Origin of the sequence: Delftia sp. WSY_16 (genome assembly GCF_043104415.1) — a bacterium.
Classification (GTDB): Bacteria; Pseudomonadota; Gammaproteobacteria; order Burkholderiales; family Burkholderiaceae_C; genus Comamonas; species Comamonas tsuruhatensis.
This window is the reverse complement of the sequence record NZ_JBICKS010000017.1, coordinates 48269-64531: the sequence shown is the minus strand read 5'-3', so window position 1 is coordinate 64531 and position 16263 is coordinate 48269. Positions and strand designations below refer to the sequence as shown.

The 16263-nt window shown below is 66.1% G+C and carries 20 protein-coding genes; 13 read left to right on the top strand and 7 right to left on the bottom strand.

Annotated elements, in window-relative coordinates:
• The first annotated feature begins 19 nt into the window (after positions 1–19).
• From panB to ACF8O7_RS07990, 3 genes are all read left to right on the top strand, one after another.
• Positions 20–901 carry a 3-methyl-2-oxobutanoate hydroxymethyltransferase gene (gene panB, locus ACF8O7_RS08000; protein ID WP_012203749.1) on the top strand — a complete coding sequence of 294 codons (882 nt, stop codon included), beginning with the start codon at positions 20–22 and terminating at the stop codon, positions 899–901.
• 74 nt (positions 902–975) lie between these two features.
• Positions 976–1827, top strand: a complete 852-nt coding sequence (gene panC / locus ACF8O7_RS07995; protein WP_016449059.1) for a pantoate--beta-alanine ligase — start codon at positions 976–978, stop codon at positions 1825–1827.
• Between the two features lie 45 nt (positions 1828–1872).
• Positions 1873–2085 carry a DUF3079 domain-containing protein gene (locus tag ACF8O7_RS07990; protein ID WP_016454156.1) on the top strand — a complete coding sequence of 71 codons (213 nt, stop codon included), beginning with the start codon at positions 1873–1875 and terminating at the stop codon, positions 2083–2085.
• 16 nt (positions 2086–2101) lie between these two features.
• Here the strand turns inward: ACF8O7_RS07990 and ACF8O7_RS07985 are convergent, their stop codons facing one another.
• Positions 2102–3031 (bottom strand): LysR family transcriptional regulator, encoded by a 930-nt coding sequence (locus ACF8O7_RS07985; RefSeq protein ID WP_061288238.1) that lies wholly within the window; start codon positions 3029–3031, stop codon positions 2102–2104.
• Positions 3032–3133: 102 nt separating this feature from the next.
• Here ACF8O7_RS07985 and lysA point away from each other — a divergent pair, with 102 nt between their 5' ends.
• A complete protein-coding gene (lysA, locus tag ACF8O7_RS07980; protein ID WP_392443013.1) occupies positions 3134–4387 on the top strand; it encodes a diaminopimelate decarboxylase in 1254 nt (417 codons plus the stop codon).
• Between the two features lie 190 nt (positions 4388–4577).
• Here lysA and ACF8O7_RS07975 read toward each other — a convergent pair whose 3' ends face one another.
• The 4 genes from ACF8O7_RS07975 to ACF8O7_RS07960 form a co-directional block, all read right to left on the bottom strand.
• On the bottom strand, positions 4578–5588 hold the full coding sequence (locus ACF8O7_RS07975) for an NAD(P)H-dependent glycerol-3-phosphate dehydrogenase (RefSeq protein ID WP_016454153.1): 1011 nt from the start codon (positions 5586–5588) through the stop codon (positions 4578–4580).
• 120 nt (positions 5589–5708) lie between these two features.
• Entirely contained in the window at positions 5709–6164 is a 456-nt protein-coding gene (gene secB / locus ACF8O7_RS07970; RefSeq protein ID WP_013803924.1) for a protein-export chaperone SecB, read from the bottom strand.
• A gap of 129 nt (positions 6165–6293) precedes the next feature.
• Entirely contained in the window at positions 6294–6551 is a 258-nt protein-coding gene (gene grxC, locus ACF8O7_RS07965; RefSeq protein ID WP_016449064.1) for a glutaredoxin 3, read from the bottom strand.
• Positions 6552–6639: 88 nt separating this feature from the next.
• Positions 6640–7047 (bottom strand): rhodanese-like domain-containing protein, encoded by a 408-nt coding sequence (locus tag ACF8O7_RS07960; protein WP_016449065.1) that lies wholly within the window; start codon positions 7045–7047, stop codon positions 6640–6642.
• A 98-nt stretch (positions 7048–7145) separates the two neighbouring features.
• Here ACF8O7_RS07960 and gpmA point away from each other — a divergent pair, with 98 nt between their 5' ends.
• The 4 genes from gpmA to ACF8O7_RS07940 all read left to right on the top strand — a co-directional run bounded on the left by gpmA (position 7146) and on the right by ACF8O7_RS07940 (position 10789).
• Positions 7146–7889: a 2,3-diphosphoglycerate-dependent phosphoglycerate mutase gene (gpmA, locus tag ACF8O7_RS07955; protein ID WP_034366077.1), complete on the top strand. Its 744-nt coding sequence runs from the start codon at positions 7146–7148 to the stop codon at positions 7887–7889.
• A 121-nt stretch (positions 7890–8010) separates the two neighbouring features.
• Positions 8011–9447, top strand: a complete 1437-nt coding sequence (locus ACF8O7_RS07950) for a S41 family peptidase (protein ID WP_016449067.1) — start codon at positions 8011–8013, stop codon at positions 9445–9447.
• Between the two features lie 71 nt (positions 9448–9518).
• Complete coding sequence (locus ACF8O7_RS07945) at positions 9519–10271, top strand: HesA/MoeB/ThiF family protein (RefSeq protein WP_034366075.1); 753 nt, start codon at positions 9519–9521, stop codon at positions 10269–10271.
• Positions 10272–10390: 119 nt separating this feature from the next.
• A complete protein-coding gene (locus tag ACF8O7_RS07940) occupies positions 10391–10789 on the top strand; it encodes a response regulator (RefSeq protein WP_013803928.1) in 399 nt (132 codons plus the stop codon).
• 89 nt (positions 10790–10878) lie between these two features.
• Here ACF8O7_RS07940 and ACF8O7_RS07935 read toward each other — a convergent pair whose 3' ends face one another.
• The gene (locus ACF8O7_RS07935; protein ID WP_012203736.1) at positions 10879–11511 is read right to left on the bottom strand and encodes a response regulator transcription factor; all 633 of its coding nucleotides are present in this window, start codon (positions 11509–11511) and stop codon (positions 10879–10881) included.
• Positions 11512–11654: 143 nt separating this feature from the next.
• On the opposite strand from ACF8O7_RS07935, the gene ACF8O7_RS07930 reads away from it, so the two are divergent.
• The 5 genes from ACF8O7_RS07930 to ACF8O7_RS07910 all read left to right on the top strand — a co-directional run bounded on the left by ACF8O7_RS07930 (position 11655) and on the right by ACF8O7_RS07910 (position 15586).
• On the top strand, positions 11655–13004 hold the full coding sequence (locus tag ACF8O7_RS07930; protein WP_016449069.1) for a CHASE3 domain-containing protein: 1350 nt from the start codon (positions 11655–11657) through the stop codon (positions 13002–13004).
• Positions 13005–13248: 244 nt separating this feature from the next.
• The gene (locus ACF8O7_RS07925) at positions 13249–13410 is read left to right on the top strand and encodes a DUF1328 domain-containing protein (protein WP_013803930.1); all 162 of its coding nucleotides are present in this window, start codon (positions 13249–13251) and stop codon (positions 13408–13410) included.
• Positions 13411–13521: 111 nt separating this feature from the next.
• A complete protein-coding gene (locus tag ACF8O7_RS07920) occupies positions 13522–13911 on the top strand; it encodes a hypothetical protein (protein ID WP_016449070.1) in 390 nt (129 codons plus the stop codon).
• 70 nt (positions 13912–13981) lie between these two features.
• The gene (locus ACF8O7_RS07915; protein WP_012203732.1) at positions 13982–14302 is read left to right on the top strand and encodes a BON domain-containing protein; all 321 of its coding nucleotides are present in this window, start codon (positions 13982–13984) and stop codon (positions 14300–14302) included.
• A 165-nt stretch (positions 14303–14467) separates the two neighbouring features.
• On the top strand, positions 14468–15586 hold the full coding sequence (locus ACF8O7_RS07910) for a putative zinc-binding metallopeptidase (RefSeq protein WP_016449071.1): 1119 nt from the start codon (positions 14468–14470) through the stop codon (positions 15584–15586).
• A 53-nt stretch (positions 15587–15639) separates the two neighbouring features.
• Here ACF8O7_RS07910 and coaD read toward each other — a convergent pair whose 3' ends face one another.
• Positions 15640–16140 carry a pantetheine-phosphate adenylyltransferase gene (gene coaD / locus ACF8O7_RS07905; protein WP_016449072.1) on the bottom strand — a complete coding sequence of 167 codons (501 nt, stop codon included), beginning with the start codon at positions 16138–16140 and terminating at the stop codon, positions 15640–15642.
• Positions 16141–16263 lie beyond the last annotated feature (123 nt).

The window sequence follows — 16263 nt, the reverse complement described above, 5'->3', positions numbered from 1 at the left end:
ATCCCCCTCCGAGCGCCCCATGACCCAAGCCCCCGTCACCGCCGGCACGCCCTACGGCACCATCCCTCCCGCCTCGCCGCTGCCCCAGCGCCGCCCCGTGAGCCTTCCGCGCCTGGCGCAGATGCGCGAGGCCGGCGAGAAGATCACCATGGTCACCGCCTACGACGCCACCTTCGCGGCCGTGGCCGATGCGGCCGGCGTGGAGTGCATTTTGGTGGGCGATTCGCTGGGCATGGTCTGCCAGGGCCTGCACAGCACCGTGGGCGTGTCGCTGCAGGACATGTGCTACCACACGGCCAGCGTGGCGCGCGGCCTGCACCGCGTGCAGGGCACGGCCTGGCTGATCGCCGACATGCCCTATGGCAGCTATGCAGAAAGCCGCGAGCAGGCCATGCGCAGCGCCTGCGAGCTGATGCAGGCCGGCGCCCATATGGTCAAGCTCGAAGGCGGCGGCTGGACCGCGCCCACCGTGCAGTTCCTGGTCGAGCGCGGCGTGCCCGTCTGCGCCCACCTGGGCCTGACGCCGCAGACCGTGCATGCGCTGGGCGGCTACCGCGTCCAGGGCAAGAGCGACGAGGGCGCGGCCACGCTGCGCCGCCATGCGCTGGAACTGCAGGATGCAGGCGCCTCCATGCTGGTGCTGGAGATGGTGCCGGCACAGCTGTCGCGCGAACTCACGGCCGAGCTGCCGCACTGCCACACCATCGGCATCGGCGCGGGCAGCGGCACGGCCGGCCAGGTCCTGGTGCTGCACGACATGCTGGGCGTGAACCTGGGCAAGATGGCCCGCTTCGTGCACAACTTCATGGCCGATGCGGGCAGCGTCAAGGGCGCCTTCGAGGCCTATGTACATGCCGTGAAGAACGGCAGCTTCCCCGACGACAGCAAGCACGCCTGGTAGTCCGGCAGGCTGCACGGTCCGTTTTTCCGCTTCCCGCTTCCCGTTCCCCCGTTTTCCCGCTTCCCCGCTTCCCCATGCAAATCGTCCACTCCATCGCCGACCTGCGCGCCATCCTGGCCAGCAAGGGCCGCCCTGCCTTCGTGCCCACCATGGGCAACCTGCACGATGGCCACCTGTCCCTGGTGCGCGCCGCGCGCCAGCACGGCGACATCGTCGTGGCCAGCATCTTCGTGAACCGCCTGCAGTTCCTGCCGCACGAGGATTTCGACAGCTATCCGCGCACCTGGGCGCAGGACTGCGCCAAGCTGGAGAGCGAAGGCTGCGACCTGCTGTTCGCCCCGCGCGAAGCCGATCTCTACCCCGAGCCGCAGACCTTCAAGATCCAGCCCGACGCGCAGCTGGCCGACATCCTCGAAGGCCATTTCCGCCCCGGCTTCTTCACGGGCGTGTGCACCGTGGTGATGAAGCTGTTCTCGGCCGTGTTCTTCGCCAGCGGCGGCGGCACGGCCGTGTTCGGCAAGAAGGACTACCAGCAGCTGCTGGTGATCCGCCGCATGGTCGAGCAGTTCGCCCTGCCCGTGAACATCGTGGCCGGCGACACGGCGCGCGCCGACGACGGCCTGGCGCTGAGTTCGCGCAACGGCTACCTGAGCCCCGATGAACGCCAGCAGGCCATGGCGCTGTCGCAGGCACTCAAGCAACTGGCCGACGCCACGCGCGCAGGCCAGGCGCCGCTGGCCGAACTGGAGGCATGGGCCATGCAGTCCCTGGCCGCACAGGGCTGGGAGCCCGATTACCTGACCGTGCGCCTGCGCCGTGACCTGCAGCCGCCGGCCGAGGGCGCGCAACTGGCCGGTGCACCCCTGGTGGCCCTGGGCGCCGCGCGCCTGGGCAAGACGCGCCTGATCGACAACCTGGAGTTCTGATCCAGCGCAAAACCCTGGCGGCCATGGCGGTCCAAGCTGGATGCCATGGCCAGGAAATTCCCCATCCACCCCGCCCATCCCGAGCGCACCTGCTGGGGTTGCGACCGCTACTGCGCCCGCGACGAGCTGGCCTGCGGCAACGGATCGGACCGCACACAGCACCCGGTGGAGATCTTTGGCGACGACTGGATGGAGTGGGGCCTGCCGCCCGAGCCGGCGGCAGACAACGCAGCCAGCCTGAAGGACGCGGCGCGCTGAAGTCGCCCACCCCACTTCAAGCGACCGCGGCCACCTCGGCGGCGAGCGCGTCCACCAGCCACTGCGCCTCGGCCACGGCCGGCCGGTGAAGCGGCAGCAGCGCATGGACCTGGAAGGGAATGGAAAACGCCAGCGGCCGCACCACCAGCTGCGGCCCGGCGCAGACTCGCGCCGTCAGCGGATTGACGATGGCCACGCCCAGGCCATGCTGGACCATGGCGCAGACCGCCACGGCGCTGTGGGTCTCCAGGTGCAGCTGGCGCTGCACGCCGGCCTGCTCGAACACGGCATCGATCTGCTGGCGATAGGGGTCGTCTCGCGCCAGGCTGATGAAGCCCTCCCCCGCAAAGTCGCCCGCCTCCAGCACCGGGCGGGCCGCCAGCGCATGCCCTGCGGGCAACACGGCCACCTCGTCCATGGCGGGCAGCGCAAGGGCACGCGTGCCCGGAGGCGCCTCGGCCAGCTCGGCCAGACCCAGGTCGTAGCGCTGGGCGGCCATCCACTCCTGCAGCAGCGGCGCCTCCTGCGTGGCCACGCTGACGGCCACTGGGCCGTGCTCCGCATGCAGCCGCGCCAGCGCTGCGGGCAGCAGCGCATGGCTGAGCGCGGGCAGGCACAGCACGTTGATGCGCGCCTGGTGCGGACGCCCCAGGGCCAGCGCATGCTCCACCACCCGGTCCAGCCCCTGCCAGCTGCGCTGCACTTCGGCCCACAGCGAGAGGGCGCGTGCCGTGGGCCGCAGCCGGCCCTGGGCACGCTCGAACAGCGCATAGCCCAGCAGGCTTTCCAGGCGCGCCAGTTCGCGGCTGACGGTGGGCTGGGAGCTGAACAGCATCTGCGCCGCCGCCGTGGCGCTGCCACTGAGCATGAGCGCGCGAAACACCTCCAGGTGGCGGTGGGAGATGCGGGGTTCGGGGGACGTGTGCGGCAGCTCGGGGTCTTGCATGGCCAAAGCATATCCAAATCAAATAGACACCATAAGAACAAGCATTGGACTGAATGACCGACATCCACCATCATGCGCAGCAGTTCCCCTGAAAGAGACACCATGTCCAATCCCTTCTCGCCCGCCCAGCTCTGGGCCCTCGCCGACCAGCACGGCACGCCGCTGTGGGTCTATGACGCCGCCACCATCCGCGCACGCATCGCCCAGCTCAAGGCCTTCGACACCATCCGCTTTGCGCAGAAGGCCTGCTCCAACATCCACATCCTGCGGCTGATGCGCGAGCAGGGCGTGAAGGTGGATGCGGTATCGCGCGGCGAAATCCTGCGCGCGCTGGCCGCCGGCTACGCGGCCGGCCATGGCGACGACCTGCACAGCGACATCGTGTTCACCGCCGACGTGATGGACGAGGCCACGCTGGCCTGCGTGGCCGAGCACAAGGTGCCCGTGAACGCCGGCTCCATCGACATGCTGCACCAGCTGGCCCAGGCCTCGCCCAGCCATCCCGTGTGGCTGCGCATCAACCCCGGCTTCGGCCACGGCCACAGCAACAAGACCAACACGGGCGGCGAGCACAGCAAGCACGGCATCTGGCACAGCGACCTGCTGGCGGCGCTGCAGGCCGTCCGCGACGGCGGCCTGCAGCTGGCCGGCCTGCACATGCACATCGGCTCGGGCGTGGACTACGGCCACCTGCAGCAGGTCTGCGGCGCCATGGTCGAGCTGGTGCGCGCCACCCGCCAGGCAGGCCATGACCTGCAGGCCATTTCGGCCGGCGGCGGCCTGTCCATTCCCTACCGCGATGGCGACGCCACCATCGACACCGCCCACTACCACGGCCTGTGGGATGCGGCACGCAAGGACGCCGAGGCCATCGTGGGCCACGCGCTGGGCCTGGAGATCGAGCCGGGCCGCTTCCTGGTGGCCGAGTCGGGCGTGCTGCTGGGCCAGGTGCGCGCCACCAAGAACGCGGGCAGCAACCATTTCGTGCTGGTCGATACGGGCTTCAACGAGCTGATGCGCCCCTCCATGTACGGCAGCTGGCACGGCATGGAAGTGCTGCGCCGCGACGGCCAGGCCATGCCCCTGCGCGATGCCGTGGTCGCCGGCCCGCTGTGCGAATCGGGCGACGTTTTCACCCAGGGCGACGGCGGCGTGGTGCTGCCGCGCGCGCTGGCAGGCGCAGCGGTCGGCGACCTGCTGGTCATCCATGACACGGGCGCCTATGGCAGCTCCATGTCCAGCAACTACAACACGCGCCCGCTGGCCGCCGAGGTGCTGGTCGACGGCGACAGCGCGCGCCTCATCCGCCGCCGCCAGACGGTGGAGGAACTGCTGGGCCTGGAGCTGGGCCTGTAACTGGGCCTGTAACTGGGCATGTAGCGCGCCAGGCGCCAGGATTTCTGACGCAAAAAAGCCCCGGGGCCTTCCAGCTCCGGGGCTTTTTCATCGCCGGGCCGCCCCAAGATGAAAAGCGGCCCCCTCGGGGGGCAGTGGACCTTGCGCAGCAAGGGGAGCGTGTGGGCCATTTTTCATGGACACCGAAGAATCACTCGCCGCGCGGATCGCGCGCCATCAAGTGCTGCACGGCCTCGGCCGCCTGCAGCCGGCCGTCCAGCAGCTCGACCACGGTTTCGGTGATCGGCATCTCCACGTTCAGCAGCCGCGCGCGCGCCAGCACGGTGCGCGCGCTGTACACGCCCTCGGCCACATGGCCCAGCGAGGCCACGGCCTGCTCCAGCGTGCGGCCCTGGGCCAGCAGCAGGCCCACCTTGCGATTGCGCGACAGATCGCCCGTGGCCGTCAGCACCAGATCGCCCAGGCCGGACAGGCCCATGAAGGTCTCCACCCGCGCGCCCAGGGCCAGGCCCAATCGCGTCATCTCGGCCAGGCCGCGCGTGATCAGCGCGGCGCGGGCGTTCAGGCCCAGCTGCAGGCCGTCGCACAGGCCGGTGGCAATGGCCAGCACGTTCTTCACGGCGCCGCCCACTTCCACGCCCACGATGTCGGCGTTGGCGTAGACGCGCATGGCATCGCCATGGAAGGCCGCGACCAGGGCGTCATTGACCTCGGCATGCCGGCTGGCCGCCACCAGGGCCGTGGGCTGGTGGCGCGCCACCTCGGCCGCAAAGCTGGGGCCGCTGAGCACACCGCACAGCAGATCGGGCGCCACCTCGGCGCAGACCTCGTGCGCCATCAGTCCATGGGCGGCGGCCGACGCGCCTGCGGGCACGGCCTCGAAGCCCTTGCACAGCCACACCACGGGCGCCCGCACATTGCGCAGGCGGCCCAGCCATTCGCGCAAGGCCGCCATGGGCGTGCCGATCACGATCAGGTCTGCCGCAGCCAGATGGCCGTCGATCTCGCCATGCACCACCTGCAGCGCGGCAGGCAGCGCCACGCCCGGCAGGTAGCGCGCGTTCTCGCCGCTGTCCCGCATGGCCTGCGCCTGGGCAGCGTCGCGCGCCCACAGCGTCACGACACGTCCGTCATCGCGCGAGGCCGCGCTCATTGCCAGCGCCGTGCCCCAGGCGCCTGCACCAATCACCACAATGTTCATATCTGCCCGACGTTGAAGAAGCGACGTTGATGAAAAAAAGAGGCCCTCGGGCCTCTTTTCTTGTACCACAGCGATGCGACGCGCCTGGGCGCAAGTCTCATCGGCCGGGATGGGACCGGCTTACTGCGGCAGCGAGTTGCCGTCCGCCTGGGCGGCTGCCTGCTGCTGCTCGTACATGGCCTGGAAGTTGATCTCGGCCAGGTGCACGGGCGGGAAGCCGGCGCGTGTGACCACGTCGGCCACGTTGCCGCGCAGGTAGGGATAGATGATCTGGGGGCAGGCAATGCCGATCACGCCACCCATCTGGTCTTCGGGCACGTTGCGGATCTCGAAGATGCCGGCCTGCTTGGCCTCGACCAGGAACACGGTCTTGTCCTGGATCTTGGTCTGCACGGTGGCCGTCACGGCCACTTCGTAGATGCCTTCGGCCACGGGAGTCGCCTCGACGCCGAGCTGGATGTCCACGCTGGGCTGCTCCTGCTCCAGCAGGATGGCGGGCGAATTGGGCTGCTCCAGCGACAGGTCCTTGAGGTAGACGCGCTGGATCTGGAAGACGGGAGTGTCCTGTTCGGCCATGGAATCAGTCTTTCTGGGCAAAAAACCCTGGCACGGCGGCCAGGGCATCAAAAAAATCACCAACAAAATGCCCGCTGCCAATAGGTTGCGCAGCGGGCACCTGGGCCTGCATTATGCAGTGCCCGTGTTTCAGCTTTGCAGCATGGGCACCAGGCCACCGTCGGCGTCCAGCGCCATCAGGTCGTCGCAGCCGCCCACATGGTGGTCGCCGATGAAGATCTGGGGCACCGTACGGCGGCCCGTGCTCTGCATCATCACGTCACGCGCGGCAGGGTCGGTATCGATGCGGATCTCTTCGATCTGCTCCACGCCCTTGGACTTGAGGATCTGCTTGGCCCGGATGCAATAGGGGCAGACAGCGGTGGTGTACATCTTCACGGCTTGCATATGCGACTTTCTTCGAGTGGGCGGCTTGCCGGCTGCAGGCGCCGGGGACGCGGCGCAGCGGCTTCCATCGTGATCAACTGGAGGCGCTTCAGGCCTTTTCAACCGGCATGCCGGCATCACGCCAGGCCTTCAGGCCACCGGCCAGGGCCTGGGCCTTTTCGTAGCCCAGCTTCTTCGCAATGCCTTCGGCACGCGAGGCGCGGTTGCCCTTGGTGCAGATCAGCACCAGCGGCAGGGCCTTGTTCTTCACGGTGGCAGGCAGCTTTTCCTCGAACTGGCCCAGCGGCACATTCTTGGCGCCATTGGCATGGGCGGCCGCGTACTCCTCGGGCTCGGAGACATCGATGACCACGGCCTTTTGGCGGTTGATCAGTTGCACGGCCTGCGCCGCCGTCAGCGAGCCGCCGCCTGCGCCGCGCACCAGGGGCAGCAGCAGCATCACGCCGGAAGCCAGCGCGATCAGGATCAAATACCAGTTATCGATGATGAATTTCACGTCATTCCTTGGGTTGGCAAACCTGTCAATTCTAGAATGCTGGCTTTTGCCCCCGCGACAGCCCAGCTTTGTCGCATCGAGAGACTTAGAAAGCCGCCATGTACAAGCTCGTGCTGATCCGCCACGGTGAATCCACCTGGAACCTCGAAAACCGCTTCACCGGCTGGACCGATGTGGACCTGACCGCCACCGGCGTCGAACAGGCCAAGAACGCCGGCCGCCTGCTCAAGGCCGAAGGCTACGACTTCGACCTGGCCTTCACCAGCGTGCTCAAGCGCGCCACGCGCACGCTGTGGCACACGCTGGACGAAATGGACCGCACCTGGCTGCCCGTGCAGCACAGCTGGCGCCTGAACGAGCGCCACTACGGCGGCCTGCAGGGACTGAACAAGGCCGACATGGCCAAGCAATACGGCGACGCCCAGGTGCTGGTCTGGCGCCGCAGCTACGACACGCCCCCGCCGGCCCTGGAGCCCCAGGACCCGCGCAGCGAGCGCAGCGACGTACGCTACGCCCAGCTGGACCCCAGCCAGGTGCCGCTGACCGAATGCCTGAAGGACACGGTCGCGCGCGTGCTGCCGTTCTGGAACGAGTCCATCGCGCCCGCCATCCTGTCCGGCAAGCGCGTCGTGGTTGCCGCGCATGGCAACTCCATCCGCGCGCTGATCAAGTACCTGGACGGCATCTCGGATGACGCCATCGTCGGCGTCAACGTGCCCAACGGCATTCCGCTGGTCTACGAGCTGGATGCCAATCTCAAGCCCATTCGCCACTACTACCTGGGCGATGCCGAGGCTGCCGCCAAGGCGGCTGCCGCCGTGGCCGCACAGGGCAAGGCTTGAGCCTGACCCGCCTGAGGTGAGCGCCTGCTACGGAAATTGCGCTTGCTGCGCCGTTTTTAGGGAACCACGCGGGCGCTTGCCTTTCCAAGCGGGTGTATATTGACGCGGTTAAAGGGGTGATATGGGCCAGAAAATCAAAATTGCCGGCTGGGTTTCCGTAGGCGTAATCGCCGGAGCACTGACCACGGTTTCCTTGCAGACCGTGGCCCGCGGTGCCATGACCCCGCTGCCGCTGGAGGAAATCCAGCAGCTGTCCGCCGTCTTCGGCCTGATCAAGACCGACTATGTCGAGTCGGTCGACGACAAGAAGCTGATCACCGATGCCATCTCCGGCATGGTGTCCAGCCTCGATCCGCATTCGCAGTACTTCGACAAGAAGTCCTACAAGGAATTCCGCGAAGGCACCTCGGGCCGTTTCGTCGGCGTAGGCATCGAGATCACGCAGGAAGACGGCCTGATCAAGGTCGTCTCGCCCATCGAAGGCTCCCCCGCCTTCCGCGCCGGCCTCAAGACCGGCGACCTGATCACCAAGATCGACGACACGGCCGTCAAGGGCCTGTCGCTCAACGACGCCGTCAAGCGCATGCGCGGCGAGCCCAACACCAAGGTGCAGCTGACCATCCTGCGCAAGGATGAAAGCCGCAGCTTCCCCGTGACCATCACGCGCGAGGAAATCAAGACGCAATCCGTCAAGGGCAAGGTCATCGAGCCCGGCTACGGCTGGATCCGTCTGAGCCAGTTCCAGGAACGCACGGTGGACGACTTCGTGCGCAAGGTCGAAGAGCTGTACAAGCAGGAACCCAACATGAAGGGCCTGGTGCTGGACCTGCGCAACGACCCGGGCGGCCTGCTGGACGCGGCCGTCGCCATCTCGGCAGCCTTCCTGCCGCCCGATGTGACCGTGGTGTCCACCAACGGCCAGCTGGCCGAGAGCAAGGAAACCTACAAGGCCTCGCCCAGCTTCTATGCCCGCCGCGGCATGGGAGACCCGCTGCAGCGCCTGCCCGCCTCGCTCAAGAAGCTGCCGCTGGTGGTTCTGGTCAACGAAGGCTCGGCCTCGGCCAGCGAAATCGTGGCCGGCGCCCTGCAGGACCACAAGCGTGCGGTCATCATGGGCAGCCAGACCTTCGGCAAGGGCTCGGTGCAGACCGTTCGCCCGCTGGGTCCCGACACGGGGCTGAAGCTGACCACGGCCCGCTACTACACGCCCAGCGGCAAATCCATCCAGGCCAAGGGCATCGTTCCTGACGTGATGGTGGACGAGACCCCTGAAGGCGATCTGTTCGCTGCCCTGCGCATGCGCGAGGCCGACCTGGAAAAGCACCTGTCCAGCGGACAGGGCGCCGAAGTCAAGGACGAAGTGCGCGAGAAGGCCCGCGAGGAAGCCCGCAAGCGCCTGGAGGAAGAGGCCAAGAAACCCCTGGCCGAGCGCCGCCTGCCCGAGTTCGGCACCGAAAAGGACTTCCAGCTGCAGCAGGCGCTCAACCGCCTCAAGGGCCAGCCCGTCATGGTCAGCAAGACCCTGACCGAGCGCGAGCCCGAAAAGAAGGAAAACTGAAGAGCGCGGACCGGGTCCGCGCTCCCACCAAGCCGGGCCCGCGCCCGGCTTTTTCACGTCTGGAGACGCGAATGAACGACGATCAACTGCTGCGCTACTCGCGCCACATCCTGCTGGACGAGATCGGCATCGAAGGCCAGGAGCGCATCCTGGCAGCGCATGTGCTCATCATCGGCGCAGGCGGCCTGGGCGCGCCTGCCTCGCTGTACCTGGGCTCGGCCGGCATCGGCCGCATCACCCTGGTGGACGACGATGCCGTGGACATGACCAACCTGCAGCGCCAGATCGCCCACACCACGGACCGCGTGGGCCAGCCCAAGGTGCACTCCATACGCACGGCCGTGCATGCCATCAACCCCGGCATCCGCATCGATTGCCGCCAGCAGCGCGCAGACGATGCCCTGCTCGACGAGCTCGTGCCCCAAGCCACGGTGGTGCTGGACTGCACGGACAACTACCGCACGCGCCACATGATCAACGCGGCCTGCGTGCGGCACAAGGTGCCCCTGGTGGCGGGGGCGGCCATCCGCCTGGACGGCCAGCTCATGGTGATGGACCCACGCGACGAGAACTGCGCCTGCTATGCCTGCGTATTCCCGCCGGAGGCGCAGTTCGAGGAAGTGCAGTGCTCGACCATGGGCGTCTTCGCCCCCGTGGTCGGCGTCATGGGCACGCTGCAGGCGGCCGAAGCCCTCAAGCTGATCGCGGGTTTTGGCACGCCTGCAACAAACCGCCTGACCATGTTCGACAGCCGCAGCCTCGATTGGAGTAGCATGCAAACCACCCGTGTGCCGGACTGTCCCGTTTGCGGCAACAAGGCGTAGGAATCGGCTGACTTCCAGGCCGATCCCCCACTGGCACAATCGCCCGCTGTCGCGCAGGACAATGAAGGCCGGGTTCCGCCGGACTCCGATTGCCATCCGCGTCCCTATTGGATACAGCCGTGAAATTGCGCACCTATCTTGTTGAAGACAACCCTACGATCCGCGAGAACCTGATCGCCACGCTCGAGGAACTCGCCGATGTCGAGGCCGTGGGCATCGCCGAGACGGAAAGCGCGGGGACGGACTGGCTTCAGCAGAACCCCGACGCATGGGATCTGGCCATCGTCGATCTGTTCCTGCGCCAGGGCAGCGGCCTGGGTGTGCTCACCGCCTGCCGCGAGCGCCAGCCGCACCAGAAGATCGTGGTGCTCAGCAACTACGCCACCCCTGACATCCGCAGCCGCTGCGCCCAGCTCGGCGTGGATGCGGTCTTCGACAAGTCCAATGAGATCGATGCACTCATGGACTATTGCATGAATATCGACGCCGCATCGCTCAATCAACTCAAAACAGCCTGAACCCAAAACACGGCATTTTTACTCTCCATCAAAGAAAAAGGCTGCACGACTTGATAATCGTGCAGCCCGTATTTTCTATTGACTGGGAATCAGTCGATCAGCCGGTTTTTCAGCGCGTAATACGTGAGATCGCTGTTGGATGACAATCCCATTTTCTCCATAAGCCGCGTGCGATAGGTACTGACCGTCTTCACGCTCAGCGAGAGCGATTTCGCAATATCACCTGCCGTTTCGCCGCGCGCGAGTTTGAGGAAGACCTGGAACTCACGCTCGGACAGCTGTTCATGCGCTGGCGCGTCATCCTTGCGGTTGAGCTGCTGGGCCAGCAGGTCGGCCACGGCCGGCGTCAGGTAGCGGCGGCCCAGGGCCACGGTGCGGATCGCTTCGGCAATCTCCTGGGGATCGCATTCCTTGTTCAGGTAGCCGCTGGCGCCCTGGCGGATCAGGTTGATCGCGTAGTGCTCCTCGGGATATCCGCTCAGGATCAGGATGCCCATGTCAGGGGCCTTGGCCCGCAGCATGGCCAGCGCATCGATGCCGCTTTGCCCGGGCATGGACAGGTCCATCAGCAGCACGTCGATCTCGTGGGCTCGGACCAGGTCGATGGCCTCACGGCCATTGGCGGCCTCACCGACTACACGCAGGTCCACATGTTCCGAGAGAAACTGACGCAGACCCGAGCGCACAATTGCATGGTCGTCCACAATGCCGATTCTGATCATGAATACCTCTTTTTCGGGGGACCAGCAGGAACGCCGGTCGTGCAAACAATATATGGTAACGGCCGGGGCAGGAACTGCTCCGGCTGCCGATAACACGAATTATGCAGAATATCGGCGAAGATCTTGTAGGTGAGAGGATGCTTATGCGTTGGATAAATTTCCGAAGAATTGCGATCAGCCTGGCATTTGCCATCGTTGCGGCCGTGCTGCTTGTCAGCATTAACGAGGCCAGCTACAAGCGCTCGACCAAGGCGCTGGAGGCCATGACCCAGACCCAGGCGACCCGCTCGGAAATCAGCCAACTGCTGCGGTTGATGCTCGATGCAGAGACCGGCCTGCGCGGCTACCTGCTCACGGGGGAGGAGCGCTACCTGGAGCCCTACAGCAAGGCGATCACGGCCATCAACTACAACATGGACGAGTTGCGCCAGATCTTCATCTACGACCCCCAGGAACTGGCCATCTTCACGCCGCTGGCCCGCCAGGTCGAGCGCAAGATGAGCGAGATGGAGTTGAGCCTGCGCCTGTACCGCCAGGGCAACGAGGAAGCCTGGCGCTTCGTCATGTTCACGGACGTGGGCATGGAGAACATGGATGCCATCCGGGACTACACAGGCAAGCTGCTGTCAGGCATAGACGAGCGCTCGGCCAAGAACCTGCAGGATATCGAGCACACGCTGTCGCTGTCGCGCATAGGCATTGCCACGGTGACCGCGCTGGGCGTGCTGGGCTTTTTCATGTACCTGCGCCAGGCCCACGCGCTGCAGCAGGCCCATCAGCGCGAGCAGGAAATCCAGCGTGACGAGCGCAACCGCCTTGAAGCCCTGGTGCGCGAACGCACGGCCACGCTGACGGAGCTGGCCAACCACTTGCAGCAGGTGCGCGAGGATGAGCGCGGCCACCTGGCGCGCGAGCTGCACGATGAACTGGGCTCGCTGCTGACGGCGGCCAAGCTCGATGTGGCCCGGCTCAAATCCAAGATCGACCTCAGCGCCCCCGACGTGGGAGAGCGCGTCAGCCATCTGGTGGAGACGCTCAACAGCGGCATTGCCCTCAAGCGCCGCATCATCGAGGACCTGCGTCCTTCGTCCCTGTCCAACCTGGGCCTGACCACGGCGCTGGAAATCCTGGCACGCGAATTCGGCGAACGCAGCGGCATCGAGGTCACAGCGAACCTGGAGCAGGTGGAGCTGCCGGAGTCGACCCAGCTCACGGTCTACCGCATCGTGCAGGAGTCGCTGACCAATATCGGCAAATACGCCAAGGCCAGCCACGTACTGGTCTCCGTGCACAACTACCCGACCTATGTGACAGTGCAGATCCAGGACGATGGCGAGGGCTTCGAGACCTCGGCCATGCGCCCCAACTCCCACGGGCTGGCCGGCATGCGCCATCGCGTGGAGGCGGCAGGCGGGCGGCTGACCGTCTCCTCCGAACTGGGCAAGGGCACGGCCATCTCCGCCGTCATTCCGCTGAGCCCGGCATCCGCCTGACCACGACGCATCGCCTGCACGCACAACCCCTGCCCGGCACCGCCCTGGCAGGGGTTTTTCTTGATGGGCACTGCGGGCCGGCGCTTTTCCTACACCCACCCCCTGCCTAACCCTGACGCCATGCCACGCCGGGCACCGTCAATCCGGCCTCGGGCGGCTCGGTACAGTCAATCGCATGGGAACAGCACTCGGCTCCTGACAGCCAGATGCCGTTTCTTGGCAACGAACAACCAAGGAGTTCTACATGCTGCACTACGCCATCGTGTTTTTCGTGATCGCTCTCGTCGCCGCCATCTTCGGCTTTGGCGGAATTGCGGCAGGTGCTGTAGGCATCGCCAAGATCCTGTTCTATATTTTCGTGATCATGGCTGTAGTCACCTTTGTGATGAGCCTGATCAAGAAGTAGCGGCGGCGCCGCCTTCAGCCACCTGCCAGCCCAAGCCCGCCTCCGGCGGGCAGCCAGCCCGGCAGCCCGACCGCCTTTCCCATTCATGCAAGTTTTGAGGAGATAGAACCAATGAGCCAAGCCGAGAAAGCCGTGAACAAAGCCGCCGATACCGCCAAGGACGTTGCCCAGGACGTAGCAGACACTGCCAAGGAAGCCGTCAACACCACGCGCCGCACTGCAGCAAATGCTCTGGACAAGGCCGAGGAAGGCGTGAAGTCCATCGAGCGTGAACTGAATCCCGTCATCGACGACCTCGCGGCACGTGCCCAGGAACTGGCCACGCGCGGAATCAACTTCTGCGCCGACAGCTCCGACCGCGCCCGCCGCCAGCTGCAATCTGCCACGGAAGCCACCACGCGCTACGTCATCGAGCAGCCTGGCCGCTCCATGCTGCTGGCAGCAGCCACGGGCGCAGCCCTGGCCACCGCGTTCTTCATGAGTTCCCGCTCGCGCAAGTGAGCTGCAGCCCAGCCCCCGAGTTCCCTCGACTACCGTTTCCCTCCATTTCTTGTCCAAGAAAGAACTGACCATGCAAAAGTACACCCGTGCCATCGCTTTCGCTCTCGTCGCCGGCGCCACCGTGCTCGGCACCACCGCCTGCTCCGTGGCCCGCGACCAGCAGACCGTGGGTTCGTATGTGGATGACGCCGGCATCACCACTGCCGTGAAGGCCAAGATGGCAGAGGACAAGAGCGTCTCGGCCACCTCCATCAGCGTCGAGACCCTGAACGGCACGGTGCAACTGTCGGGCTTTGCCAAGTCGGAGTCGGAAAAGGCCCGCGCTGCCGAGATCGCACGCACCACCAAGAACGTGCGCGAAGTGCGCAACAGCATCGTGGTTCGCCCCTGATGCAGGCCCCCATGGGGCCATCGAAAGGCCGGTGTCATCCGGCCTTTTTTCATTGCAGGGCCACCCCGGTGAAAACCACCATTGGGGGAATCTGACCTTGCAGCGCCAGGGCGACATGGGAATCATTTTTCATGGCGCCAGGGCATACGGCGTAAAGTGACCGACATGCGAGTTTTCAACTGCGATGCCTGCGGCCACCCGGTTTTCTTCGACAGCGTTCAATGCGTGCACTGCGGCGCCACCCTGGCCTTCCTGCCAGAGCGACTGCATGTGGCTTGCCTGCGACCGGTTTCCGGCGCGCGGGACAGCGCGCTGTGGGAGAGCCTGTCCTCCCTGGGCGCAGGCAAGCCGCCAGGCCGCCTCTACAAGATGTGCAGCCACCGGGGACCTGTGGGCCAGTGCAACTTCGCCCTGCCCGCCGACGACCCCCACGCGCTGTGCGAATCCTGCCGCCAGACACGCTGGCTGCCCGATCTGTCAGACCCGGCCAATGCCTTGCGCTGGACCAAGATCGAGGCGGCCAAGCGCCAGCTGTTCTATACGCTGGCCCGCCTGGGCCTGGGCCCCAGGCCTGGAGAGGACGGGCCGCGCTTCGAACTGCTGGCCGACCTGCCCGGGCAGGCGCCGGTGATGACCGGCCATGCCAACGGCACCATCACGCTGAACGTGGTGGAGGCCGACGATGCCGAGCGTGCCCGGCGCCGCCAGGCGCTGCACGAGCCCTACCGGACGCTGGTGGGCCATCTGCGCCATGAGTCCGGCCACTTCTTCTGGGACAGGCTGGTGGTGGGCGCGGGCCGTATCGAGGAATTCCGCCGCCTGTTCGGCGACGAGCGCCAGGACTATGCCCAGGCCCTGCAGAACTACTACGCACGCAGCCCGCTGGATGGGCAGTGGCGCGACAACTTCGTCAGCGCCTATGCCACCTCCCACCCGTGGGAAGACTGGGCCGAAAGCTGGGCCCACTACCTGCACATGGTGGATCTGCTGGAGACTGCGGCCAGCTATGGCACCTGCATCACCTTGCCAGGAGGCGCAGGCACGGCGGCGGGCATGGGAACGCCGGCCGCGCTGTGCGTGCAGGACCCGTTCGCGGTCCCTGCCCGGCCGGACTTCGGCACCATGCTGGACCAGTGGGTGCCGCTGACGCTGCTGACCAACAGCCTCAACCGCAGCCTGGGCCACGGGGATGCCTATCCGTTCGCTCTTTCAATGGGCGCGCGGCGCAAGCTGGAATTCGTGCATGCGGCCGTGAATGCAAGTGCCGCCACGCAGAGCGCCTGATATCGTGAACTCGTCATGGGGGCGGGCCAAGGCGCCTGGCCAGCCTCCCTCTCTCAAGGAGCGCGATTGGCCTGCACCTTCTCAAGCAGTCGCGTGCGCACGTTGGGCGAGACGAACTTGTCGATCTCGCCATCCAGCGTGGCGATCTCGCGCACGAAGGTGCTGCTAATGAACTGGTAGCGGTCGCTGGGCGTGAGGAAGACGGTCTCCACCTCGGGCATCAGCGTGCGGTTCATGCCGGCAAGCTGAAACTCGTAGTCGAAGTCGGTGACCGCGCGCAGGCCGCGCACCATGGCCTTGCCGCCGCGCTCGACCACGAAGTCGCGCAGCAGGCCATGAAAGCTCTCGACCTGGACATGGGGATAGATGGACACGGCCTCGCGCACCATCTCCATGCGTTCCTCGAGATTGAACATGGTCTTCTTGTGGTGGCCGGCCGCCACGGCCACGATGACGTGGCTGAACAGCTGGGTCGCACGGCGCACCACGTCTTCGTGGCCCAGCGTGATCGGATCGAAGGTTCCGGGGTAGACGGCAATCACGTCGTGGCTCATGGCGTTCACTTTCCTTGGCTGCGCGTGCCCTGGTCCGGCACGGATGGCGCATTATGCATTGCACTGCAGCATGGCCCGTCGGCTGCGCGACAGCCGCATTCCTGCGCTGGAACACGGCTGCGG